The organism is Nocardia jejuensis NBRC 103114, assembly GCF_001613145.1.
GTDB lineage: Bacteria > Actinomycetota > Actinomycetes > Mycobacteriales > Mycobacteriaceae > Nocardia > Nocardia jejuensis.
The window spans coordinates 147,847-170,861 of record NZ_BDBU01000027.1 but is presented as its reverse complement, the minus strand read 5'-3'; the positions used below and the strand labels follow the sequence as shown (position 1 = coordinate 170,861).

Sequence of the window (23,015 nt, the reverse complement as noted above, 5' to 3'; positions counted from 1 at the left end):
CTCCTAGGTTTTCGCGCTCGGCCGGATCTGCATCAGCAGATCCCATTCGATCTCCGGGACGCGGCGTCCACTGGCCGCCATGACGATGTCGCGCACGCTGCCGTCCAGATGGGCCGCGGCCTGCGCGGCCAGTCCGAGGCCCCAGGTGAGCGTGCCCATCACCTTCCACCAGCGGAATCGATCGGGATCGACGTCGCCTCCGGCGGATTCGTAGCCGCGCACGAAACTCGCGCGGTCGGCGAACCCGCCGAACTCCCGGGCGTCGTGTCCGAACCGCCACATGCGCAGTGCGGGCCAGGCCACGTCACGCATCGGATCGCCGAAGCGTTGCGCGCCCTCCCAATCCAGCACCGCGCGCAGGCCGTCCGGGCCGACGATGAGGTTGCCGTTGCGCATATCGGTGTGCAGCAGCGCGGTTCGCGGCGGCGGAGCGGGTAGTCCGCGCTCGAGCCACCGCAGTGCCATCGCGAAGACCGGTCGGCCGTCGAGCAGATCGCGCACGCCTCGCTCCGCGACGGCGAGCGCCTCCGCGGCGGGATCGGGACCGGCGGCCGCCACCGTCGCCGGTGCGGTGGCCGGATCGAGGGTGTGCAGCCGACCCATCGCCGCACCCCACTGGCAGGCAACGGTTTCGGCGGTCCCGGACGCTTCGATCAGGCGTAAGACTCTGCGCGGCACGGTCTCTCCGGCCACATGCTCCGAAACCACGAAAGGCGCACCGACATAGGCTGAGTCCTCGCACACCGCGACCACCGCCGGCACCGGAACCCCGTGCGCGCGCACCAGTTCCCGTACCCGCGCCTCCGCGTGCACCGACATGAGCTCCACCGCCGCCGGCACGATGGTCGCGACCAGCCTGCGCGCACCGCCCCCATCGAGATCCGCGCTGAAGGCCACATTGCGCCGCCTCGCACCGGCGGTTAGCAACTCCACCTCCCCCACCCACACCGGCGAATCCCCCCGCTCCGTGAAGAATTCAGACAAACCCACAGCCAGATCCGCACCAGCGGACGACTTCGCGCCCCCAGCAGAGACAGCGCGTGCGCCCGAGTCCGTGCGCGCAGCCGAGTTGGCTTGCGCAGGCTGGTCCGTACCCACAGCGGGGACGGTGGGTGCAGCCGGGCTGGTGTCCGTGCGCGCAGCCGGGGCGGTGGGGGCCGCCGGGCTGGTGGACCCCTCCCGATCGGGGCTCACTCCCCGTCCCAGCTGTCGTATCCCGGCTTGGCGATCGCCAGATCCGCCCGCACGATCTCGGTCAGCGCCTCCCACAGCGCCCGCTCGTCCCCCGCAGGCACCGCGTCGAGCAATTCGTCCGCCCGCCGCTCGGCATCCGGCCCCAGTTCGACCTCACGCCCCACGATTCTGGCCACATTCGCCCCGACGCGGGCCCGATGCTGCAACCCCGGCGGCAGCGCGGGCAGGAGCGTCCCCTCCAGCAGTTCGGCCAGCGCCTCCAACAGCTCCCCGGCCGACGGTCGATTCCGCACTGGCGACTCCCTCACTGGATTCCCGCGCCCAGCATCCCACGAACCCCACCCCACCACCCCGCGATTCGCCCCGCCCGAAGCGCGAAAACTCCTGCCACAGAATAATCTCCGCGCTATGCCTGCGTTTCCACCCAACACCGCCGAACCCCGGCGGCAGGCACCGAACCGCAGCGCCCAGCCGCAATCCACGCCTGCTCTTGCCACGGGGGCATCCCGGCGTCGTGGCGGTCAGGTCGGGGTGGGGGCGTGCGGGCCGAGGGGGAGTTGGACTCGGAGCGAGCGGATCTCGTCGACCAGATCGGAGTAGGCCTGCTGGACGTGGGCGAAGCGGGTCGTGGCGTGCTGGCCGCGTTCGGGGTCGTCGTTGTGGCGCAGGGTCCACTGCATGTGGGCGTAGGTGGCGGCGAGGTGACTGATCACCTCGCCCAGCGAGTGGGTGTGGCGGCGCGCGGTGGCGGGGCGGGGCAGGGCGCCGATGGCCCACTCGTCGATCAGCGCGATGACGGCGGCGAGGCGGTTGCGCAGCGCCGTTTCGTCGAAATCGGCGGGGCGGCGGGTGGGCGATACCGCGGCGGTGGTGAGGGTGGCGTGCAGATCGGCCAGTTCGCGCGCCCACTCGATCAGGGGCGAGTCGCCCTCGAGATTGCCCGCGACGGCGCGCAGCAACTCGCGGGCGTCCAGCAGTCCCTCGGTCGCTCGGGCGCGATCACGTTCCCAGACACCGACTTTGGATACCGGGGGTGTCACGGAGACCTGCGTCGAGCGGATCATGCCCGGCCCCTCGGAGTGATGTGCGAGGAGTGCGCATCGGCGGGCAGGGTGCAGCGGGTGAAGGTCCGGGGCCCGTCGATGAAGCGGCGGGTGTCCTGGCAGAGCCCGGTCAGGGCGGTGGTGACGGAGTCGGTGCGCACGCGTGGTTCCTCGAGTTCTGCGATCAATTGCCCGGCCGTCGTGCGGAGCAGCCGAATCGTGGCGTGCGGGGTGTCCGCGGCGGAGTCCGGGGCGGTGTTTCGTGGTGTGGCGGTGACGGAGTCGTCGATCAGCGCCACATAGACCGCGTCGACGTACTCGATGATTTCCGGCAGCCCCAGGCGGCTCAGTTCCGCGGCCACGTCGAGCTGTGCCATGGCGGTGATCGCGCCGATGCTCGATTCCACCAGCACGGTCTCGTCGGAACCGCTTACGGCACTGGACCGCTCGACCGGCCGCGGGTCGATCGGCGCCGAGGTGCCGTCCAGATAGTGCACCGCGACCGTCCGCATCCGGGTCAGCTGCGCGACGATCGCCCGGCCCGCCGGTCCGAGGTTGGCCAGGTGCGCACGCGAGGGCACGATCAGCTGCGCTCCGGTCGAGCCTTCGAGCGAATCCATGATCTGCCACAACACATCCGCGCGCGGGGGCGCGTCGAAGACCCGGTCCAGGTCGGTGCCCCACTCCTTGGCGATGTGCCGCAGCTGCGGTAGCACGGTCGCGACGGGATTGTCGCGGTCGAGCTCGATGAGCATGTCGCGCAACATCGTTTCCGCCGCGACGGGTTCGAAGAACACCTCGCCCGCACCGAACCGACAGCGCGCGGCGTAGTCGCGAATCGCCCGCGGAACCACGTCACGAACCTTGGTCGGCAACAGCTCCGTGCGCGCGTATCCGAACCACATCTGTTCCCCCACGCTAACTCTCGGCCGTCAACCAGTTCGACGTCGCGGGTAGTCGGGTGTCGCCGTCGCGGTCTTCCTCTGTGGCAGCGGAGATCTCGGGGTCGGTGATGTACATGGGAGGCCCCGTCCTTCGTCGGCTCACGGCAAGCGCGGCAGGGTGGTGCGGTGCGCCTGCGATCCTGTGGCTCTTCGCGCAATTATCTTGCCAGATAATCTAACTTGATAATCAGAAGGATGGAACAGTAGCGTCCGTAGCGCAGGCAGAAACGGTGGGGAGCCATGGCGAGAACCGCACGCAAGGTGCTCCTGGGGCGCGAGATCGACGCGATGCTGCGCCGGGCCAGAACCACTCAGGCCGAGGCGGGCAAGTTGATCGGCGTCAGCCAGTCCCGCATCGCCGCGGCGGTGGCGGGCAACGGGAACCTCAGCGCCGAGAATCTCGAGGACCTGGCCCGCAAACTCGGTGTGGCCGACGAGGATTACGTGCGGACCATGCTGGACCTGCGCGGCGACAATCATCGCCGCGGTTTCTGGACTTCGGGCTACCGCCGCGCATACATCGAGGAACTACGCCTGCTGGTGGACCTCGAGGATGTCGCGGATCGCTTGCGGGAGACCGGCTCCGAGATCGTGCCCGGCCTGCTGCAGCATCCCGACTACATCCGGGCGCTGCACGAACCGCTGCCCCTGGATCCGGACGACCCCGACGCGGTCACGGTCGAGGATTACGTGCAGGCCCGGCTCGCGCGCCAGCAGATCCTGTTCAAACCCAGAGCGCCCGAGTTCCACGCCATCCTGTCCGAGTCGTGCCTGCGCCGCACCTACGGCGGCGACGCGGTGATGCTCGCGCAGATCGTTCACCTGCTGGAACTTTCGCGACGCCCGAACATCCAGATCCAGGTCATGCCGTTCACGCATCAGGCGCCCGGCGCGGGCATGGAGGACCGGTACATCCTGCTGCGCGTCCCCTCCCCCGGCGCGGCCGGTGATCTCGAGATGGCGGTGGTCGAGGCCCAGGGTGAGATTCGCTACATCGACGACAAACCCGCGGTCGGCATCCGGGACAAGATCTTCACCCGCCTCGCCATGACCGCTCTCGGCCCCGCCGACTCACAGCAGTTCATGCAGCATCTGGCGCGCGGCCTGCGCAGCCGCCCGACCATCCCCCGTTAACACATCCGCACACCCAACTGAATAGGAGAACACGATGTCCAGCAACGATTTCGAGCCGCGCCCGCTCGACACTCTCAAGCCGAGCTCCGCCCGGATCTACCACCATATGGTCACGGGCGAAGTGATCTTCGAATCGGATCTGCCCTTCATCCATCGGCTCTACGCCGAGATCCCCTTCTATCCACTGTGGGCCCAGCACAATCGCCGATTCCTCGCCCGTGCCGTGCGGCACATGGCGGGCAAGGGAATTCGTCAATTCCTCGATATCGGGTCGGGCCTGCCCACCGGCGGCAACACCCACGAGGTGGCCCGTGAACTCGTCGCGGATCCCCGCGTCGTCTATGTCGACAACGATGAGGAGGCGATCAACCGCGCCCGGGATCTGCTGCGGGATCAGGACCTGCTGAGCACCACCACGATGGTCGACGCCGACCTGCGCGATCCGGCCCGGATCCTCGCGCACCCCGACACCCGGCGTCTCATCGACTTCACCGAACCGGTGGGACTCCTGCTGGTGTCGGTGCTGCCATGGGTGCCCGACAGCGACGATCCGGCGGGGCTGGTGCGGCAGTTACGTGCCGCGCTGGCGCCCGGAAGTCATATCGCCATGACCCACGTCTCGCTCGAGGACGCGGGCATGGAGATCAAACAGCAGGTGGCCGCCGGAGCGGCCATCTTCACCGATACCAGCACGCCGGTCACCCTGCGAGATCGTGCTCGGTTCGCGACCTTCTTCGATGGATGGACGCTGACCGAACCGGGTATCACCTACGCCACCGACTGGCATCCGGAGCAGGCCGTCGATACCGACGATTACGCCCGCCCCTGCAATTTCGCCGCTGTGGGAAGCCTTCCCTAGCGCAGTGAGAGGCGCTGCGCGGCAGTCGGTGTCGCCGGCGCAGTTCGAAAGGATCCACCATGCTGACGACACCGTCTGTCGGGCAGTTCCGTAAAGCGGCCGCGAGCTCACCGCAGCAGGCCTGCGTCATGGTCTACCGCGACGAGAACCGGACCTTGGTCTGGGACGACAAACTCGCCGAATCCCTCGGCGCCGCGGGGACTTCCGTCCCCGTCGATCAATGCCTCACCTTCGACCACGACCAGTTCGAGGTCATCCAGCAGGCGATTCGCACGGACAGCCCGTTGCGACAGGGCCTGCGAATCACCCGCAGAGCCGATGGGCTCTACGAATTCAGCGCCGCGCCCGGCTGTGAGTCCGCGGCCGGAGCCACCACGCTGTACTTCGACCAGCTCGAATACTCGTTGTTCGTGCAGGCGGTGAAACAGCGCGAGTTCGAACGCTCGGAATTCGAGTTCACCACGGCCGCATAGGACGGCTCACCGGGCCACAGCCCACGCGGCCCGGTCACCGCACCCGAGAGAACCTGCCGACAAGATTCACGTGCTCAGCCCGCACGACGACAGCCCCGGCGGTCCGAGACCACCGGGACTGTCGAATCGAGTTGTCAGACAGCGCTGCCGGACTTCACCGCGGCTCGGCGACCGGGAAGCAGCAGCGCCACCACACCGCCGACCGCCACGATCCCCGCACCGGCCCAGACCGCGGGAATCAGGCCGTCCACATAACTCTGCGCGGACATGTACGAGCCGTGCGAGGCGAAGACCGAGGCCAGAATCGCGACGCCCATGGCCACGCCGACCTCACGCACGGTGCTGCTGGTGCCCGAGGCCATGCCCTGATCCTGCGGGCTCGCGCTCATCATCACCACCGAGGCGGAGGGCGCGAAGGTCATGCCCATGCCCACACCGCCCAGGATGAACGGCAGGACGAAGGAGCCGTAGGTGACATCGACGCTGGTGATGTAGGCCATCCAGGCCAGCGCCGCGGCCAGGAACACCTGACCGGTGACCACCAGCACCCGGGGCCCGACCTTGTCGACCACGAGTCCGGCCAGCGGAGCCACCACCATGGGCGCCATCGTCCACGGCAGCGTACGGATGCCGGATTCGAGCGGTGAGTAGCCCTGCACGACCTGGAAGAACTGGGCCAGCAGGAAGATCGAGCCGAAGACGCCCACCGAGAAGGTGAACAGCGTGGTGTTGATCGCGCTGAAACTGCGGTTCGAGAAGAGGCGAAGCGGCAGCATCGGATCGGCGTTGCGGTGCTCCCAGGCCACGAACGCCGCGAGCAGCGCCGCGCCGCCGAGCAGTCCGCCCAGGACGGTGCCGGAGGTCCAGCCGTCGTCGGCGCCGTGCACGACTCCCCACACCACCGCGAGCACGCCGCCCGCCGACAGCAGCAGGCCCAGCACATCCAAACGCCGTGCGCTACCGAAGGATTCGTCGAGCACCCGAGCCGCGAACGGCACCGCCAGAATGCCGATCGGCACGTTCAGCCAGAAGATCCACTGCCAGCTCAGGCCGTCGACGACCGCGCCGCCGACGACGGGGCCGAGCGCGACGCCCAGGCCGGTGATGCCGCCCCAGATGCCGATCGCGGCACTGCGCATCTTCTCCGGCACCGCCGCCGAGAGCAGTGTCAGCGACAGCGGCATGACCGCCGCGCCGCCGAAGCCCTGCAGGGCGCGGAAGGCGATCAGCATCCACGGTTCGGTGGCCATCGCGCAGGCCGCCGACGCCACGGTGAACAGCGCGATGCCGCCCAGGAACAACCGGCGGCGACCCAGGCGATCACCGAGTGCGGCGGCGGTGAGCAGCAGCGAGGCGAACGAGAGCGTGTACGCGTTGATGAACCACTGCAGGTCCGAGAGCGACGCGCCCAGCTCGGTCTTGATGACCGGCAATGCGTTGGTCACGACCAGATTGTCGAGCGTGACCATGAACATCGGGATGCCCACCGCGGCGAGCACGGCGGCCAGGGGCCGCTGCCGTGCGGCGTCCACCGCTTTCCCTGCGAGAGAGGAGTTGTCGAGTGTCGAAGTCATGTCCCGGCCTTTGTTGTTATCGACTGATAACTAGAGAGTATGCATCGACTGATAACATGTCAATGGCAGGATCGATTCCCGACGGCGAGGAGGCCGACCCCGATGACCAGAACGCGCATGACCGCCAGCGAACGCGGCGAGGAAGTGCTCGAGGCGGCCATCGCGGCCTTCGCCGAATCTGGTTATGCCGCAACCAAGACCGATGAGATCGCCCGGCGCGCGGGCGTCTCGCAGCCCTACGTGATCCGGCTCTTCGGCACCAAGCAGCAGCTGTTCCTGACCGCGTCCGAGCGCGTCTGCGACCGCATCGAAGAGATGTTCCGAGCCGGGGCCGCACAGGCCGACCCGGACTCCGAGCCGCAGGACAAGCTCGACGTGATGGGCAAGAGTTACAACGCCTTCCTCGCGGACAGGCACCTGCCGCTGGTGCTGTTGCACAGCATCTCGGCCAGCTCCGAACCCGCCATCGGCGCGCAGACCCGCGAGCGCTACGGCCGGATCTACCGGGTGATCCGGGAACTCACGGGCGCGTCCGTCGAGGAGACCGCGAGATTCATGGCCAGCGGCATGCTGCTGACCATCATGACCGCCATGCAGGTCGCCGGCCCCGACGCGGTGCCGCTGGACTGGGCGCAGGAGATCCTGAGCGTCGTCCATGACGACACGTGCGCGGAGGACTGATCACCCGCGTCGCGAATGCGATCGCCGCCCACCGGCACCGGCCCCGGGCGCATCGCCCCGATGACGTCCTCGGTCGGCCTGGGCAGCGCGGCGCGAGCACCTAGTCCCGGAAGAGCGTGCGGCCCATGGACACCGGGCGCACTTCTAGCCGGAATGCCGGCCGCCACCGACCGTCCAGGTCCGCCGTGTTACCACGGCGGCAGCCCGAAGGCGTTGCGCGAGCCGGGGATTCGGGTCAGTTCGCGTGCTGGACGCGGGCGCCGGCGTAGAGACAGATGGACGCCGCGGCGGCGAGGTTGAGGCTTTCGGCGCGGCCGTGGATCGGAATGCGGATGCGGTGGGTGGCGCGGTCGGCGACGGCGCGGTCGAGGCCGTGCGCCTCGTTGCCGAAGAGCCAGGCCACGGGGCCGCGCAGAATATCGTCGGCCTCGTCCAGGCTCACTTCGCCCTTGGCGGTGGTGGCCAGCACGGCGATCCCCGCCTCGGTCAGGGCCTCGAGGGTGGCATCGATATCGCGCGAGCGAGCCACGGGCAGGTGGAACAGGCTCCCGGCGGCGGCGCGGACGGTCTTGCCGTTGTGCGGATCCACCGAATCACCGGCCAGCACAACGCCATCCGCTCCCACGGCGTCGGCCACACGAATGAGCGTGCCCGCATTGCCGGGATCGGACATCTGCACCGGCACCGCGAGCATGCGCGGCGAGGCGGCCAGGATGTCGGTCAGCGGCACGTCGAGATGACGGCACACCGCCACCAGCCCGGGCGGAGTCACGGTGTCCCCCAGCAACTCCGCGGCCCGATCGCTCACCAGCGTGGTGCGCACGCCGCGGGCGGCGGCACCGGCCACCAGCGCGTGTTCGCGCTCAGCGGCTTTCGCGGAGAAGAACAGTTCCTCCACGCGCTCGGTCTCGAGCGCCGACTCCACCGAGTTCGCGCCCTCGGCCAGGAACAGGCCGGTCTTGCGGCGCAGTTGCGCGCGATGGAGTTTGACAGCGGAAACGACCCGCGGATTGCGCTCGGAGAGCGCGTCCACGGGTCGTTCCGAATGCGATGTCGTCACGCAGTCCCGACTCAGGCAGCCGGAGCGTTGACGTCCTCGGGCAGCGCGGCCTTGGCCACGGCCACCAGACCCGCGAAGGCCTCGGCGTCGGAGACGGCGAGCTCGGCGAGGATCTTGCGGTCCACCTCGACACCCGCGGCCTTGAGGCCCTGGATGAAGCGGTTGTAGGTCATGTCGTTCAGACGCGCACCGGCGTTGATACGAGCGATCCACAGCTTGCGGAAGTCACCCTTGCGTGCCTTGCGGTCACGGTAGGCGTAGGTGAGCGAGTGCAGCTGCTGCTCTTTGGCCTTGCGGTACAGGCGCGACCGCTGACCGCGGTAGCCCTTGGAGGCCTCGAGTACGGAACGGCGCTTCTTCTGAGCGTTTACGGCCCTTTTGACGCGTGCCACTTGTCAGTCCTTGATCGTGATGGGGCGCTTGCGGTAGCGCCCGGAGGTGGTCGATTTACGGCGTCCGCGAACGGATCGCAAAGGAGGCGTTCGGCCTCAGAGGCCGAGCAGCTTCTTGATGCGAGGAACGTCCGCCTTCGCGACGACCTCCGTGCCGTCCAGACGACGAGTCCGGGTCGACGGCTTGTGCTCCAGCAGGTGGCGACGGTTCGCCTGCTGACGCAGCAGCTTGCCCGAGCCGGTCACCTTGAATCGCTTCGAGGCACCGCTGTGCTTCTTCATCTTCGGCATGGATTCCTCATATCTGTCTCGTGCTGGAGGCGCGCGAAAGCGCGCCTCCAGCAGTGCTGTTCGTGATTACTGCGGCGGAGTAGCCGCCTGGGCAGCCGGAGCTGGTGCAGCCTCGGCGGCCGGGGCTTCGACCGGAGCAGCGGCCTCGGGAGCCGGGGCACTGCCGGCATCGGGCGCCGGCGCACTGCTGCGCTGCGGCGTCGAGCTGGCGTCGTTCTGTGCCTTCACCCGTGTCTTCGCGCCCTTGTGCGGGGCGAGGACCATGGTCATGTTTCGGCCGTCCTGCTTGGCCGAGGTTTCAACGAAACCGAGATCGGCGACGTCGGAGGCCAGCCGCTGCAACAGACGGAAGCCAAGCTCCGGGCGCGACTGCTCGCGACCGCGGAACATGATCGTCACCTTGACCTTCGACCCGGCATCGAGGAAGCGAACGACGTTGCGCTTCTTGGTCTCGTAGTCGTGGTCGTCGATCTTCGGACGGAGCTTCTGCTCCTTGATCACGGTCTGGACCTGGTTCTTCCGGGACTCGCGCGCCTTCTGCGCGGTCTCGTACTTGAACTTGCCGTAGTCCATGATCTTGCAAACCGGCGGTCGCGCGTCCGGTGCGACCTCGACCAGGTCGAGGTCGGCCTCGAGGGCGACGCGTAGTGCATCTTCAACACGCACGATCCCGACCTGCTCACCACCCGGTCCGATGAGGCGGACCTCGGGTACGCGGATGCGATCGTTGATGCGAGTCTCAGTGCTGATGGGGCCTCCTAGGTCAAGCGGTTCGTCAACGACCGCAAGCAATAACTGCAACCCCAATTTCAACACGAAAGCCCCGCGTTGGTATTTCTCCAACACGGGGCCCGAGTCGACCGATCTTCGACGCAAACTACTCGCATCTCACCTACACAGGGCTTACCCGTGCAAGAACCCACCTGGTAAAAGATGGGCGACCGGACCGTCGAACCTGATGCTCAGAGCACCGGTGTGACGGTGGGAGTCGGGCTCCACTTAGTTGCCCCGAGTCGGTTACAGAACCTGTCCGGGACGGTCGTCGCGGAAAGTCTAACACTCATGCGCGACAGCTCCCAATCGCCCGCCCCCTCGACCAGCCACGACCTGGTCGGTGCGATGCTCTACCTCATGAACGAGGCGAGTGTGAACGAGACGGCGGCGGTGGACGAGACTGCTCTCATCGAGGGCGAAGCCGTCCGCGAACTGGCCGAGATTCCCGCGGTGGAGGTTATCAGCCGCGCGGCCGTCATGCTGATGAGCTCCGCCGCCGAGAAGCTGGGCCTGGGTGAGACCGACCCCTCGGCCAGCCCCCATCTGGATCTGGACGAGGCCCGCCGGGTCATCACCGCGCTCGCCGGTCTGGTCACCGCGTCGGTCGAATACCTCGGCCCGCACGCCGGCCCCATCCGCGACGGCCTGCAGTCGCTGCAGCGCGCGTTCCGCGAGAGCTCCTCGCACCCCGACGCCCCCGGCGCGGGCCCGGGCGAGAAGTACACCGGCCCGGTCTACTGATCCCTCTCCTCTATACAGAGCCACGCCCATACGCAGACACGCCATAAGGGGCACTCCCCCTTGACAGCTCACCACCCGGTCCGGCGGCAGCTCCTGCGCCGGAACGGTTCTCCCGAGCGCTCGGCGCGAGAGCGGTCTCGCGCCGCGAGCTCGTTCCTCACGTGTCGGGAATGGCGTTGAGCGACAATGGTTCGGCGAATATTCAGCAATCCGGCGACTTTTGTTCATACGGACCCGAACGCGCGCGATAGCTGTTCTGAGAGTCCGCGTAATGCGTTGCGCGACCTCACGATCGGCAATCCAGGCGACACCACGAGGGTGCTGCTGGTTGAATGCCGGAGTCTCGCCCGACCGAGCGAGACCTGACCGAAGTACTGCATACTACGACCCGGACGGCAACTGGCGTCGTCCACAACGGCGTAGATCGAACTCCACGGGGGTTGAAAATATGATTGATTCGATGACACGAGGGCGTGGTTCCCGGTTCGGCCGGACCTCGCGCAAGGGCCTCGTCCCGGCACTGATGGCGGCGTCCGTTTTCGCGGCGCTGGTGACGGGCTGCTCGTCGAACGACGACTCCACCACCACTTCTTCTCCGGCTCCCACCGGCGCGCTGCCCGACGGCGCGCAGATCGTGCAGGAGTCCTCGCGCACCACCCAGACCCTGCAGTACGTGCACATGGGTCTCGCGGTCAAGAACATCCCGAGCCTGCCCGTGGAGACCGTCTCGGCCGACGTGACCAACCAGCCGCAGGGCGCCGGTCAGGCCAAGGGCGACGCCAAGGTCCGCCTGAAGCCGGACGCCGACTTCACCCAGACCAAGTTCCTCGTCGTGGACAAGACCCTGTACGCGGGTGACGGCAGCACCTACAGCAAGGTCGGCGACGCGGTCCAGATCTACGATCCGGGCGTGATCCTGGACAAGGACAAGGGCATCGCGAACGTCATCGCGAACGTGCAGAACCCGAAGGTCGAATCCCGCGAGAAGGTCAACGGCGTCGACACCGTGAAGGTCACCGGCACCATCGAAGGCACCGTCATCGACCCGATCGTCCCGAAGATCGGCGAGAAGGCCGGCACCCTGCCGATCACCCTGTGGATCCAGGACGTCGCCCCGCCGAGCGGTTCGGCCACCACCCTGCCCTCCACCGCCGCCTCCCCCGGCACCGGCCCGAACCTGGTTCAGGCCGTCATCACCAAGGACTCCGGCAATGTGACCGTGACCTTGTCCGACTGGGGCAAGAAGTTCGAGGTAGTCAAGCCCGGCAACTGATCAGCGATGCGCTGATATTCATGTTCTGAAAGACCGGCCCCGGGAAAGCGCCACCGCCACAACGGCTGTCGCACACCTCTCCCCGGGCCGGCTTTCGCATTTCACGCCGAAGGCGCCGAATGGTACCGGTCGGTCGTGCCCGCTCGCCCCAAAATTTGGGCGCTAACGAAGCTATCGGTTTAAGAGATTGTTCAGTGGAATGCAAGGCGTTGCACGGAAGATACATATACAACGCTCGAACGCAGTGTGTGCGTGTGATTTTGATCGGCGGACCGCAGGCATTCAGGCATCAGGCGCCGCACAGCCGATCGGACACGGAGGAAAGAGATGACAACCGACGAACGCCCGGACGTAGAGGAGCGCGAGTTTCGTCGGCCTCCCGGCCCCGACGGGCCGCCACCGATCTCCAACGTGTGGGTCTACAACGGCAAAGCCTATGACCTGAGCGACTGGATCTCCAAGCACCCCGGCGGCGAGTTCTTCATCGGGCGAACGAAAAACAGAGACATCACCTCCATTATCGGTTCGTACCATCGCAATCCGGAGGGCATCGAACGAGTCCTGAAGAAGTACTCGCTCGATCGCGACGCGCTGCCCGAGGACATCCACCCCAAGGCCAACGCACCGGACTTCCTGTTCACCGAGGGTTTCGACAGCTGGCGCGATACCCCGAAGTACCGCTTCGACAACAAGGAAGACCTGCTGCACAAGGTCAAGGCCCGGATCAAGGAACCCGAGCTCGCGGCCCGCCTGCGGCGCATGGACACCGTCTTCAATATCGTCGTCGCGCTGTTGGCCGTCGCCTACTTCGCGGTCCAGGGCCTGCGCCTTTTCGAGCGCAGCTGGATGCCGCTGCCCGTGTTCGTGATCGCGATGGTGCTGCTGCGCAGCTCGCTGGCCGGCTTCGGCCACTACGCGATCCACCGCGCACAGAAGGGCATGAACAAGATCTATACGAATGCCTTCGACTTCAATTATGTCGCACTGGCTTTCGTCACCGCCGATGGACACGCCCTGCTGCACCACCCGCACACCCAGAGTGAAGTCGACATCAAGAAGAACGTCTTCACGATGATGACGCGGATCCCCCGGCTGTTCCGGATCCCGATCCACACCATCCACAAGTTCGGCCATGCCGTCACCGGTATGACCATCCGATTGCTGGACGTCTGCCGGCTCACTCGCAAAGTGGGCATCAAGGACATGTACGGCACCTGGGGCGGCGCGCTGCCGCACTTCATCGGCTCGTTCGGTGTGCGGTTCCTGCTCCTGGGCGAGCTCATCGCCTTCACGCTGGCCGGTGACTTCTGGGCCTGGGCACTGCAATTCGTGCTCAGCCTGTGGATCAGCACCTTCCTGGTGGTGGCGAGCCACGACTTCGAGGTGGAGACCGAGCACATCGAATCCAACACCGAGGACTGGGGCATCAACCAGCTCGAGCAGGCCTACGACCTGAAGGTGATCGGCAACCGCTACGTCGACTGCTTCCTGTCGGCCGGATTGAGCTCGCACCGCGTGCATCACGTACTGCCGTTCCAGCGCAGCGGCTTCGCCAATATCGCGACCGAGGACGTATTGCGCGAGGAGGCGGCCAAATTCGGTGTGGAATGGCTGCCGGCGAAGAGTTTCTTCACGGATCGATTCCCCAAGCAGATTCGGGTCTATCTGCTTTCCCGCTCCGACGATGCGCAGGAACGCAATTGGGGATTCTGGCGGGAGCATTTCTCGCCCTTGGCTCTGAAAACATGCGCCGTGTACACGGTTCAGGGTTTCACCGGAATTGGAACGGTCTAGATCCGTTCCACTGATTAAACGGTGATCGAGACATCCGCAGGCAGTGCTTGCTCGATCATCACTTTTAGAGGGGAGTCATCTCGTGTCTATTACTATCGATGAGGGAAGTGCGATGCCGGCGACGGCATTCCGTTACTCCGTGGGGGACGATCTCGGACACGACATCGGTCGCGACGATCGGGCACAGCGCTCGCTACCGCCGTCGCCGCCCACCACGGTCGGCGTGATCGAGAGCATCGCGACGGGTGCCCCGTTGCAGATCTTCGATCAGGCCGAGGCCGCGGACAAGGTCACCGAGCTGTTCGCGGATCCGGTGCAGCGCACCAGGATTCCCCGGATCTACCAGAAGACGAAGATCACCAATCGGCATCTGGCGGTCGACCCGGTCGACCCCGATTTCCTGGAGTTCAGCAGCAAGCCCGCCACCATCCGGGATCGGATGAACCTGTTCTTCGAGCACGCCGCGCCGCTCGCGGTGGACGTGGCCCGCCGCGCCATCGCCGGCATCGAGGATCCGCACGCCGAGATCGGCATGCTGGTGTTCGCCACCAGCACCGGATTCATCGCTCCCGGTGTGGATGTCGCGGTCGTCAAGCAGCTCGGCCTCTCCCCGACGGTGAGCCGCGTCGTGGTCAACTTCATGGGCTGCGCGGCGGCGATGAACGCCTTCCGCACCGCCGTGGACTACGTCCGGGCGCACCCGGACAAGAAGGCCATGGTCATCTGCATCGAGATCAGTTCGGCCAACGCGGTTTTCGACGACAACATCAACGACGTCATCATCCACAGCCTCTTCGGTGACGGATGCGGCGCGGTCGTGATCGGCGCGGGTCAGGTGCACGAGCCGCTGGCTCCGGGCAAGATCGTCATCCGGGACAGCTTCAGCTACCTGTTCGACGACGCGGAGGACGGAATCGTCCTGGGCGTCAACGACAACGGGATCACCTGCGAACTGTCGGCGAACCTGCCGCAGTACATCTACCGCGGTGTCGATCCGGTCATCACGAGCGTGCTGGAACGTAACGGACTGGCCAAGGCCGATATCGATCTGTGGGCCATCCACCCGGGTGGACCCAAGATCATCGAGGAATCGGCGCATTCGCTGGGTATCCCCGTCGAGCGCGCGGCCGTGAGCTGGGACGTCCTGGCGGAGTACGGAAATATGCTGAGTGTCTCGCTTATCTTCGTGCTGGAGAAGATGGTCCAGCAGGCGGAGACGGCGGAACCGATTTCGACCGGTGTGGCTTTCTCCTTCGCGCCGGGCGTCACCCTCGAAGGCATCGTCTTCGACATCATTCGCCGCTAGTCGAGCGAACTGCCCGATTCGAAAGAGCGCAGCAACCATGCAACTCCTCAGATTCCTCATCTCGATTTCCTGGATGCGGATCGTCGCGATCATCGCCGCGGGCCTGCTCTGCGGTGTGGCCAACACCTATCTGGTGACACTCATTCGGGGTGTAGTGTCACCGGAACCGCACCCGAACGTCACGTTCATGGCCTTCGCCCTCACCGGGCTGGTCATCCTCGTCAGCGGTGTCCTCTCGCAGGTCCTGCTGATCCGGTTGGCGCAGGACGCCATCTACCGGCTGCGGTCGGAGTTGAGCTCCGGGATCGTGTCGGCTCCGCTCGAACACCTCGAGCGGCTCGGCATGCACCGGCTGATGACCACGCTCATCGAGGACGTGCGGTCGCTGTCGCAAGCGGTGACGGCCATTCCGAGCATCTGCGTCGACGTGGCCACCATCATCGGCTGCTTCACGTACCTCGCGATCATCTCGGGGCCGATTTTCGCGTTCACCGTGGCCGGAACCCTGCTCGGAATCTCCTGTGTGGAACTGGTTCTCAAGCGGGTGCGCAAGATCTACCGCGAGGCGCGTGAGAACGAGGACGCGCTGCTGCGCTCCTTCCAGGCGGTGACCCTGGGCATCAAGGAACTCAAGCTGCATCGGGGCCGGCGCCGGGACTTCATGGACCGGCACCTGCTCGGCACCGCCAACTCGCTGCGTGAGCAGAACGTCGAGGCGGGCTCCAAGTTCTCGGTGGCTCAGGGCTTCGGACAGCTGCTGCAGCTGGGCACGATGGCGTTGATCCTGTTCTCGATCGCCTCGGCGCTGAACGTGCCCAAGGACGTCATGTTCGGCTACATCCTGGTCACAACGTTCCTGTCGATGCCGATGCAGAACTTCATGCATCGGATTCCGGATCTGCTGCGCGGTGACGTGGCGCTGGCCAAGATTCGCGGCATGGAGCTGTCCATGACGACCGCGCACAACGAGGAGCAGCTCCCGTACACCGAACGGCCCGCGGCCACCTCGGCGCGGCTCGAGCTCGTGGGCGTGAGCTACAGCTACCAGTCCGAAGCGCCGTCGCCGTTCCCGCCGCTGCCGGGTGAGCAGTCGGCACCCGGTGCGGCGCCGAATCCCGGCGGCCATCCGGTGCCGGGTCAGGGTGCGCCCACGGCCGGGCGGCCGGGGCATCCCGGTGCGGGGCGGCCGGGGCAGCCCGGTCATCCGGGTGCGGGCCGACCGGCTCCGGGGCAGCATCACGCGCCGCCGCCGAACGGCGGTCCGGCGCCGCACGGCGCACCGACCGGTCCGGCCGGGCGGCCGGATGTGAACGGCCGCAAGCGAATCAAGCACGGCGCGCCCGATATGCGCCCACCCATGGGACCGCCGCCCTCCGAGGACGCGACGGGCTTTCAGCTCGGCCCGATCGACCTGACCTTCGAACCCGGTCAGATCACCTTCGTCGTCGGCGGCAACGGCAGCGGCAAATCCACTCTCGCCAAGCTGATCACGGGTCTGTACGTGCCGCGCACCGGCACGCTCAAACTCAACGACGAGCCGATCGACCACGAGAACATCGAGTGGTTCCGGCAGAATTCGTCGGCGATCTTCACCGATTTCCACCTGTTCGAGGACTACCTGGGCTTCGAACCCGGCATCGACGTCGAGGTGCGGCGCTACCTCGAGGAACTGCAGATCGCGCACAAGGTGACCGTGCAGGACGGGCGACTGTCCACGATCAATCTGTCCCAGGGACAGCGCAAGCGGCTCGCGCTGCTGACCGCGCTGCTCGAGGACCGCCAGATCTACCTGTTCGACGAATGGGCCGCCGATCAGGAACCCAAGTTCCGCGAGGTGTTCTACCGCGAGATCCTGGCCGATCTCAAGCGCCGCGGCAAGACGGTCATCGTGATCACCCACGACGACCGCTACTTCCACCTGGCCGACCAACTGGTGAAGCTGGACTTCGGACGGGTGGCCGAGGCCGAGGCGGTCGCAGCGCCGACCGCCTGAGTCTCCGCGATACACGATGCCCCGCACCGAGTTTCGGTGCGGGGCATTCGTCTTCTGTTGCCGGATCTCCGTGGCCTTCCATGGGCGAAGCATCGGTGGGCGTGAGGTGCCGGAGTGCCCGAGGGACCGCGCCGGGCATCGAGCGGCGGAGTAATGACGGGCTCGACGTTGTTGCCCGACATATGGTCAGCGGTACATCGGTAGCGAAGCAGCGTCGACGGGAACAGCTTCGGGACTTCCTGCGCACCCGGCGGGCTCGGATCGGGCCCGACGAGGTGGGACTGGTCAGCGCGGGCACTCGCCGAACACCCGGGTTGCGGCGCGAGGAGGTGGCGCAGCTCGCGGGAGTGGGGGTGTCCTGGTACACCTGGCTCGAACAAGGCCGCGATATCAATGTCTCGGCCGAGGTGCTCGATGCCGTGAGCCGCGCGCTACGACTCACCGAACCCGAACGCGCACACCTGTTCCTACTGGCCGGACTGCGACCACCACGCGCCGGCGACTCCTCGGCCGCGACGGTCCCCGCCGAGTTGCGCGGGGTACTCGATTCCTGGGCTCCCCGTCCCGCTGTCCTGCGCGATCGGTACTGGAATCTGCTGGCCGTCAACGACGGCGCCCGCATCGTCTTCGGCTACGACGACACCCCGCACAACTGCCTCGTCACCTTCTTCACCGACCCACGATTCCGCGCCCTGCACCCCGAATGGTCGGCAATGGCCCCCGACCTCGTCGCCGCCTTCCGCGCCGACGCCGCCCACTCCCCCGGCGACCCGATCTTCGCCCGCCTGGTCACCGAACTCTCCAGCGCCAGCCCCGAATTCGCCGAACTGTGGTCCCGCCACGACGTGGCAACCCCCACCCCCGTGATCAAGGTCCTACACCACCCCGAGGTCGGCACGATGAGCTTCGACAAGGTCACCCTCACCGTCGTCGATCACCCCGACTGGTACCTGGAGCTCTACAACCCGACCCCCGCCACCCCCACCGCCGAACGCCTGAACGAGCTGACCCGCCGCAGCCTGCTACCGCTCACCTGATCTCATCAGCCGGCCGTTCAGGAACGTCCTGTGCGTCGACGCAGCCTGGTGGTGGCACACCCAGGTTGAACGCACACTGTTTGAGTCTCGGTCTACTCGCGATGCTGAATCTCATGACACACAACACTTCTCGATTCGACGACAAGATCGCGTTGATCACCGGCGGTACCAGTGGGATGGGTCTGGCGACCGCGCGCAGGCTGCTGAGCGAAGGTGCGCACGTGATCGTCACCGGGCGCGACAAGGACCGGCTCGACGACGCGGCCGGACACCTGCGCACCGAGTTCCCGCAAGCCGAAGCGGCACAGCGCATCCTGGCGGTACGCGGTGACGTCGCGAACCGCGCCGATCTCGACACCCTGACCGATGCCATCCGCACCCGCTACGGTCGCCTCGACGTCCTGTTCGCCAACGCGGGCGTGGCGGAGTTCGCGCCCGTCGCAGACGTCACCGAGGAGGCCTTCGACCGCCTGGTGAACATCAACTTCAAGGGCGTCTATTTCACCGTCCAGCAGTCCCTCCCCCTGCTGAGCGACGGTTCGGCCATCGTCATCAACGCCTCGGTGGTGGTCCACAAGGGCGTCCCCGGCGCGACCCTCTACTCGGCGACCAAGGGCGCGGTGCACAACCTCACCCGCACCCTCGCAGCAGACCTGTCCCCCAGGCGAATCCGAGTGAACTCGGTCAGCCCCGGCTACATCACGACCCCCATGTTCCACGCCAACGTGAGTCTCGAAGCACAACCCGCGGTCGTCGCCACAGTCGCCGCGGGCCGATTCGGCGCCCCCGACGATATAGCCGCCGCCGTAGCCTTCCTGTCCTCCCAGGAAGCCTCCTACATCAACGGCCAAGACCTCCTCATCGACGGCGGCATGATCGCCGCCACCCCGGCGGCAATGCACTAGCGCCGGTACAGGTCAGCCTCTAGGGCACCGGAACTCACCGTCCGCCACACCCCCGGCGAATGCATCCCATTCGCCGGGGGTGAAGACCAGTACATGACCGTCCGGAACCTTCGAATGCCTCACCGCCACAGTGCCATCCACCAGAAACGCGACCTCGACACAGTCCGGCATGCTCTTCGAGACTTCCCGCCCGTTCGCTCGGACGACACCGGCGACGCCTGAAGCTATCCCGGCGCTCGGGACTCGAGAGGATGGCATTTGTGCCGAGAAGCAGCAGGGCCGCGGATCGGTGATCCGCGGCCCTGCCGTTCGTACAAGAGATCCGCTACGCGGAGACCTCGGAACGATCACCACTCCACAGGGTGTGGAACTTGCCGGGACCGTCGGTGCGCTCGTAGGTGTGAGCCCCGAAGAAATCGCGCTGGCCCTGGGTGAGAGCGGCCGGGAGGCGCTCGGCGCGGAGGGCGTCGTAGTACGACAGCGAAGAGGCGAAGGCCGGGACCGGGATGCCGAGCAGGGTCGCGGTGGCGACCACTCGACGCCAGGAGTCGATGGCGGTTTCGATCGCCTCGCGGAAGTACGGCGCCAGGATCAGGGACGGCAGGGCCGGGTCCTGTTCGTAGGCGTCCTTGATGCGGTTCAGGAAGCGGGCGCGGATGATGCAGCCGCCGCGCCAGATCGTGGCCATGTCACCGGGGTTCAGGTCCCAGTCGTACTCGACGCTGCCGGCGGCGATCTGGTCGAAGCCCTGGGCGTAGGCGACGATCTTGGAGGCGTACAGCGCCTGGCGGATGTCCTCGGTGAACTGCTCGACATCGGTCGGCTTCTCGGCCAGCGTGCCCGAGGCCAGACCCTTGGCGGCCTTGCGCTGATCGCGCGAACCGGACAGGGCGCGCGCGAAGACGGCCTCGGCGATACCGGTGACCGGAATGCCCAGATCCAGCGCGGACTTGACGGTCCAGCGGCCGGTACCCTTCTGCTCGGCGGCATCGACGATCACATCGACCAGCGGCTTGCCGGTCTTGGCATCGACCTGGTTCAGCACCTCGGCGGTGATCTCGACCAGGTAGGACTCCAGGTCACCGGAGTTCCACTGGGTGAACACATCCGCGATCTGCTTCGCGCCGAACCCGAGGGCATCGCGGAACAGGTGGTACGCCTCGCCGATCAGCTGCATATCGGCGTACTCGATGCCGTTGTGCACCATCTTCACGAAGTGGCCCGACCCGTCGGGGCCGATGTGGGTGCAGCACGGCGTGCCATCGACCTGTGCCGCAATGCTTTCCAGCATCGGGCCCAGCGATTCGTAGGACTCCTTCGGACCACCGGGCATGATGGCCGGGCCGTTGAGCGCGCCCTCCTCACCGCCGGAGATGCCCGCGCCGACGAAGTTCAGCCCGCGCGCCTTCATCGCTGCCTCGCGCCGGATGGTGTCGGTGTACAGGGCGTTGCCGCCGTCGATGATGATGTCGCCCGGCTCCATCGCGTCGGCGAGCTCCTCGATGACGGCATCGGTCGCGTCACCGGCCTTCACCATGATCAGCACGCGGCGCGGCTTCTCCAGCGCGGCGACGAATTCCTCGATGGTCTCGGTGCGCACGAAATCACCGTCGCCGCCGTGAGCCTCGAGCAGAGCATCGGTCTTCGCGACACTGCGATTGTGCAGCGCCACCGTGTAGCCGTGGTTGGCGAAGTTGCGGGCGATATTGCTGCCCATCACTGCCAGGCCGGTGACCCCGATCTGTGCGCGCGCTGTGGAGGACGCCATGAATCAGTCTCTCTTCTTCGTTCGACAGGGTGAACTTGGGTTACCGCGCGAAGCCGTGCGGTGGCGGTCATGGATCGTGTCCACACCGCCGCATTCTTTCTACCCGGTCGGCCTCACCACGAGCGACCCGGAGTCCCGGTGGGGATGCTGGGCAGACGACCACGCTCTGATACGGTACGAAACGTGTCGTTTCGTAATAAGACCCCCGAGGATCCGGACGATCGAGTGCGCGCCGGACGACCTCGCGATCACCGCCGCGAGGCCGAGATTCTCGCGAGTGTGCTGGAGTTGCTGGGCGAGGTCGGCTACGAGGCGTTGACGTTCGAGGCGGTCGCACGCCGAGCTGGAGCATCGAAAGCGACCCTGTATCGGCGCTGGGAGACCAAGCGCGACATGGTGGTCGCCGCCGTCAAAGCCGGTCCGGCATCTCGCGCGCGCCCCGACGCGATCGATACCGGCTCACTACGCGGAGACCTGATCACCCTGTGCGAACGGCTCGACACCACCATGCGCGCGGCCGATCCGGCGATGAGCCTGCTGTTGCTGCAGGCGGGCCTGCAAGACCCGGACCTCTGCCGTCACATCGAGGACGCGACCGGACCGACCGGCGCCAAACTTCCGGCATCAGTGATCGCGGCGGCGGTCGAACGCGGCGAACTACCGCCCGGTGCGCAGCCGTTCCCCTACGAGGAGATCACCGGATCGGTCCTGCTCCTGCGCAGACTGAACGGACTGCCCACCGGACCCGAGTATTTGACGCACCTGATCGACGCCATCCTGATTCCCGCACTGCGAGCGAGCGCCGACCCCGCTCCCCCACTGCCGGGCATCTTCTCCTGAGCACTTCCCACCAAACGAAAGGTGCGCGCCAGTGACGGGCACGACGATCGACGATTTCGACTACCGGCAGCTGCCCGGCGAAGGCGGCCTGCCGGTGAATGTCGCCGTGGGCGGGTCCGGCCACCCTCTGGTGCTGCTGCACGGTTTCCCGCAGACCCATCTCATGTGGCGGCACATCGCCCGCGAACTCGCCGGGCAGTACACGGTCATCGCGCCCGACCTGCGCGGCTACGGCGCGAGCGGCAAACCCGAGGAGACGTCCCCGCACACCTACTCCAAGCGGACCATGGCGCACGACATCGTCTCCGTCGCACACGAACTCGGGCACGAACAATTCGCCCTGATCGGCCACGATCGCGGTGCGCTCGTCGGTGTGCGCGCCGCACTCGACCACCCCGATACCGTCACCCATCTGGGGATCCTGGACGTGCTGCCCACCATGGACACCTGGGACGTGCTGCACGGCGTGGACGCCGCGGTCGCCTGGCACATGTATCTGATGGCGCAGCCGAAAGGCTTGCCCGAGCGAATGATCGACGCGGTGGCCGAGGATTTCTTCGCCTCCTTCCTCGACGCCTGGGATCCCGCCGGCACCACCTTCCCGCCGCACATTCGCCGGCATTACATCGAAAGCTGTTCGCGGGCGGTGCCTTCCATCGTCGCGGACTACCGGGCAACCGCCGGTATCGATCTCGAGATGGATCGAGCAGACCGCAAAGCGGGCGCGCAATTGATCATGCCCGTGGGCGTGCTCTCCCAGGACTGGGGTTCGCGCCTGGGGTTCGACGCCTCCGCCCTCTGGCGGGAGTGGGCGCCGCACGCCACCTACCAGCCGATCGAGGCCGGGCATTTCATGGCCGAGGAGAAGCCTGCGGACGTCGCGGCCTTCATCCGGAATCTGTTGCAACGCAATACCACTCGATAACCGGACATAGTTGC

The 23,015-nt window shown here is 66.7% G+C and carries 24 protein-coding genes; 13 read left to right on the top strand and 11 right to left on the bottom strand.

What is annotated here, in order from left to right; translation table 11 throughout:
• Positions 1-3 precede the first annotated feature (3 nt).
• The 4 genes from NJ1_RS22350 to NJ1_RS22335 form a co-directional block, all read right to left on the bottom strand.
• Positions 4-996 (bottom strand): phosphotransferase family protein, encoded by a 993-nt coding sequence (locus NJ1_RS22350; protein WP_067697710.1) that lies wholly within the window; start codon positions 994-996, stop codon positions 4-6.
• A 194-nt stretch (positions 997-1,190) separates the two neighbouring features.
• On the bottom strand, positions 1,191-1,487 hold the full coding sequence (locus tag NJ1_RS22345; protein ID WP_067697527.1) for a DUF6285 domain-containing protein: 297 nt from the start codon (positions 1,485-1,487) through the stop codon (positions 1,191-1,193).
• Positions 1,488-1,715: 228 nt separating this feature from the next.
• Positions 1,716-2,258, bottom strand: coding sequence for a hypothetical protein (locus tag NJ1_RS22340; protein ID WP_067697525.1), 543 nt, complete (start codon positions 2,256-2,258; stop codon positions 1,716-1,718).
• Positions 2,255-3,154, bottom strand: coding sequence for a hypothetical protein (locus NJ1_RS22335; protein WP_067697523.1), 900 nt, complete (start codon positions 3,152-3,154; stop codon positions 2,255-2,257). The genes NJ1_RS22340 and NJ1_RS22335 overlap by 4 nt, the downstream gene beginning before the upstream one ends.
• Positions 3,155-3,421: 267 nt before the next feature.
• On the opposite strand from NJ1_RS22335, the gene NJ1_RS22330 reads away from it, so the two are divergent.
• From NJ1_RS22330 to NJ1_RS22320, 3 genes are read left to right on the top strand one after another with little or no spacing between them, the layout of a single operon-like run.
• On the top strand, positions 3,422-4,315 hold the full coding sequence (locus NJ1_RS22330; protein WP_067697521.1) for a helix-turn-helix domain-containing protein: 894 nt from the start codon (positions 3,422-3,424) through the stop codon (positions 4,313-4,315).
• Positions 4,316-4,349: 34 nt separating this feature from the next.
• Positions 4,350-5,174 carry an SAM-dependent methyltransferase gene (locus tag NJ1_RS22325; RefSeq protein ID WP_067697519.1) on the top strand — a complete coding sequence of 275 codons (825 nt, stop codon included), beginning with the start codon at positions 4,350-4,352 and terminating at the stop codon, positions 5,172-5,174.
• A 59-nt stretch (positions 5,175-5,233) separates the two neighbouring features.
• Positions 5,234-5,647: a hypothetical protein gene (locus NJ1_RS22320; protein ID WP_067697516.1), complete on the top strand. Its 414-nt coding sequence runs from the start codon at positions 5,234-5,236 to the stop codon at positions 5,645-5,647.
• Between the two features lie 134 nt (positions 5,648-5,781).
• Here the strand turns inward: NJ1_RS22320 and NJ1_RS22315 are convergent, their stop codons facing one another.
• Positions 5,782-7,221 carry an MFS transporter gene (locus NJ1_RS22315; RefSeq protein WP_067697514.1) on the bottom strand — a complete coding sequence of 480 codons (1,440 nt, stop codon included), beginning with the start codon at positions 7,219-7,221 and terminating at the stop codon, positions 5,782-5,784.
• Positions 7,222-7,323: 102 nt separating this feature from the next.
• Between NJ1_RS22315 and NJ1_RS22310 the strand changes: the two genes are divergently transcribed.
• On the top strand, positions 7,324-7,902 hold the full coding sequence (locus NJ1_RS22310) for a TetR/AcrR family transcriptional regulator (RefSeq protein WP_067697512.1): 579 nt from the start codon (positions 7,324-7,326) through the stop codon (positions 7,900-7,902).
• A 235-nt stretch (positions 7,903-8,137) separates the two neighbouring features.
• Here the strand turns inward: NJ1_RS22310 and NJ1_RS22305 are convergent, their stop codons facing one another.
• The 4 genes from NJ1_RS22305 to infC form a co-directional block, all read right to left on the bottom strand.
• A complete protein-coding gene (locus NJ1_RS22305; RefSeq protein ID WP_067697510.1) occupies positions 8,138-8,935 on the bottom strand; it encodes a TrmH family RNA methyltransferase in 798 nt (265 codons plus the stop codon).
• A 38-nt stretch (positions 8,936-8,973) separates the two neighbouring features.
• On the bottom strand, positions 8,974-9,354 hold the full coding sequence (gene rplT / locus NJ1_RS22300; protein WP_067697508.1) for a 50S ribosomal protein L20: 381 nt from the start codon (positions 9,352-9,354) through the stop codon (positions 8,974-8,976).
• Positions 9,355-9,450: 96 nt separating this feature from the next.
• A complete protein-coding gene (gene rpmI, locus NJ1_RS22295; protein ID WP_067697506.1) occupies positions 9,451-9,645 on the bottom strand; it encodes a 50S ribosomal protein L35 in 195 nt (64 codons plus the stop codon).
• A 66-nt stretch (positions 9,646-9,711) separates the two neighbouring features.
• A complete protein-coding gene (infC, locus tag NJ1_RS22290; protein ID WP_067697708.1) occupies positions 9,712-10,446 on the bottom strand; it encodes a translation initiation factor IF-3 in 735 nt (244 codons plus the stop codon).
• Between the two features lie 330 nt (positions 10,447-10,776).
• Here infC and NJ1_RS22285 point away from each other — a divergent pair, with 330 nt between their 5' ends.
• The 7 genes from NJ1_RS22285 (at position 10,777) to NJ1_RS22255 (ending at position 19,468) form a co-directional block, all read left to right on the top strand.
• Complete coding sequence (locus NJ1_RS22285) at positions 10,777-11,160, top strand: DUF1844 domain-containing protein (RefSeq protein WP_067697706.1); 384 nt, start codon at positions 10,777-10,779, stop codon at positions 11,158-11,160.
• A 460-nt stretch (positions 11,161-11,620) separates the two neighbouring features.
• Entirely contained in the window at positions 11,621-12,433 is an 813-nt protein-coding gene (locus NJ1_RS22280) for an LppX_LprAFG lipoprotein (RefSeq protein ID WP_281202152.1), read from the top strand.
• A 327-nt stretch (positions 12,434-12,760) separates the two neighbouring features.
• Positions 12,761-14,227: a cytochrome b5 domain-containing protein gene (locus NJ1_RS22275; RefSeq protein WP_067697502.1), complete on the top strand. Its 1,467-nt coding sequence runs from the start codon at positions 12,761-12,763 to the stop codon at positions 14,225-14,227.
• Between the two features lie 112 nt (positions 14,228-14,339).
• Positions 14,340-15,533, top strand: a complete 1,194-nt coding sequence (locus NJ1_RS22270; protein WP_067697501.1) for a type III polyketide synthase — start codon at positions 14,340-14,342, stop codon at positions 15,531-15,533.
• Positions 15,534-15,570: 37 nt separating this feature from the next.
• Complete coding sequence (locus NJ1_RS22265) at positions 15,571-17,526, top strand: ATP-binding cassette domain-containing protein (protein WP_067697499.1); 1,956 nt, start codon at positions 15,571-15,573, stop codon at positions 17,524-17,526.
• A 182-nt stretch (positions 17,527-17,708) separates the two neighbouring features.
• Positions 17,709-18,563: a helix-turn-helix transcriptional regulator gene (locus NJ1_RS22260; RefSeq protein ID WP_067697497.1), complete on the top strand. Its 855-nt coding sequence runs from the start codon at positions 17,709-17,711 to the stop codon at positions 18,561-18,563.
• 113 nt (positions 18,564-18,676) lie between these two features.
• Positions 18,677-19,468, top strand: a complete 792-nt coding sequence (locus NJ1_RS22255) for a glucose 1-dehydrogenase (protein ID WP_067697704.1) — start codon at positions 18,677-18,679, stop codon at positions 19,466-19,468.
• A gap of 12 nt (positions 19,469-19,480) precedes the next feature.
• On the opposite strand, the gene NJ1_RS40235 is transcribed toward NJ1_RS22255, so the two are convergent.
• Together NJ1_RS40235 and gnd are read right to left on the bottom strand one after the other, a co-directional pair.
• On the bottom strand, positions 19,481-19,639 hold the full coding sequence (locus NJ1_RS40235) for a DUF397 domain-containing protein (protein WP_218025244.1): 159 nt from the start codon (positions 19,637-19,639) through the stop codon (positions 19,481-19,483).
• Between the two features lie 154 nt (positions 19,640-19,793).
• Complete coding sequence (gene gnd, locus NJ1_RS22250) at positions 19,794-21,236, bottom strand: NADP-dependent phosphogluconate dehydrogenase (protein WP_067697495.1); 1,443 nt, start codon at positions 21,234-21,236, stop codon at positions 19,794-19,796.
• A gap of 183 nt (positions 21,237-21,419) precedes the next feature.
• Between gnd and NJ1_RS22245 the strand changes: the two genes are divergently transcribed.
• The gene (locus NJ1_RS22245) at positions 21,420-22,076 is read left to right on the top strand and encodes a TetR/AcrR family transcriptional regulator (protein ID WP_067697493.1); all 657 of its coding nucleotides are present in this window, start codon (positions 21,420-21,422) and stop codon (positions 22,074-22,076) included.
• A gap of 31 nt (positions 22,077-22,107) precedes the next feature.
• A complete protein-coding gene (locus NJ1_RS22240; protein ID WP_067697491.1) occupies positions 22,108-23,001 on the top strand; it encodes an alpha/beta fold hydrolase in 894 nt (297 codons plus the stop codon).
• The last annotated feature ends 14 nt before the right edge of the window (positions 23,002-23,015 follow it).

What these genes read in the sequence shown, in the direction of transcription:
- NJ1_RS22340 (WP_067697525.1), bottom strand. Translation starts at nt 2,258, where the DNA reads ATGATCCGCTCGACGCAGGTCTCCGTGACACCCCCGGTATCCAAAGTC.
- NJ1_RS22330 (WP_067697521.1), top strand. Translation starts at nt 3,422, where the DNA reads ATGGCGAGAACCGCACGCAAGGTGCTCCTGGGGCGCGAGATCGACGCG.
- NJ1_RS22325 (WP_067697519.1), top strand. Translation starts at nt 4,350, where the DNA reads ATGTCCAGCAACGATTTCGAGCCGCGCCCGCTCGACACTCTCAAGCCG.
- NJ1_RS22320 (WP_067697516.1), top strand. Translation starts at nt 5,234, where the DNA reads ATGCTGACGACACCGTCTGTCGGGCAGTTCCGTAAAGCGGCCGCGAGC.
- NJ1_RS22315 (WP_067697514.1), bottom strand. Translation starts at nt 7,221, where the DNA reads ATGACTTCGACACTCGACAACTCCTCTCTCGCAGGGAAAGCGGTGGAC.
- NJ1_RS22310 (WP_067697512.1), top strand. Translation starts at nt 7,324, where the DNA reads ATGACCAGAACGCGCATGACCGCCAGCGAACGCGGCGAGGAAGTGCTC.
- rpmI (WP_067697506.1), bottom strand. Translation starts at nt 9,645, where the DNA reads ATGCCGAAGATGAAGAAGCACAGCGGTGCCTCGAAGCGATTCAAGGTG.
- NJ1_RS22285 (WP_067697706.1), top strand. Translation starts at nt 10,777, where the DNA reads ATGAACGAGGCGAGTGTGAACGAGACGGCGGCGGTGGACGAGACTGCT.
- NJ1_RS22280 (WP_281202152.1), top strand. Translation starts at nt 11,621, where the DNA reads ATGACACGAGGGCGTGGTTCCCGGTTCGGCCGGACCTCGCGCAAGGGC.
- NJ1_RS22275 (WP_067697502.1), top strand. Translation starts at nt 12,761, where the DNA reads ATGACAACCGACGAACGCCCGGACGTAGAGGAGCGCGAGTTTCGTCGG.
- NJ1_RS22270 (WP_067697501.1), top strand. Translation starts at nt 14,340, where the DNA reads ATGCCGGCGACGGCATTCCGTTACTCCGTGGGGGACGATCTCGGACAC.
- NJ1_RS22265 (WP_067697499.1), top strand. Translation starts at nt 15,571, where the DNA reads ATGCAACTCCTCAGATTCCTCATCTCGATTTCCTGGATGCGGATCGTC.
- NJ1_RS22260 (WP_067697497.1), top strand. Translation starts at nt 17,709, where the DNA reads ATGGTCAGCGGTACATCGGTAGCGAAGCAGCGTCGACGGGAACAGCTT.
- NJ1_RS22255 (WP_067697704.1), top strand. Translation starts at nt 18,677, where the DNA reads ATGACACACAACACTTCTCGATTCGACGACAAGATCGCGTTGATCACC.
- NJ1_RS40235 (WP_218025244.1), bottom strand. Translation starts at nt 19,639, where the DNA reads ATGCCGGACTGTGTCGAGGTCGCGTTTCTGGTGGATGGCACTGTGGCG.
- gnd (WP_067697495.1), bottom strand. Translation starts at nt 21,236, where the DNA reads ATGGCGTCCTCCACAGCGCGCGCACAGATCGGGGTCACCGGCCTGGCA.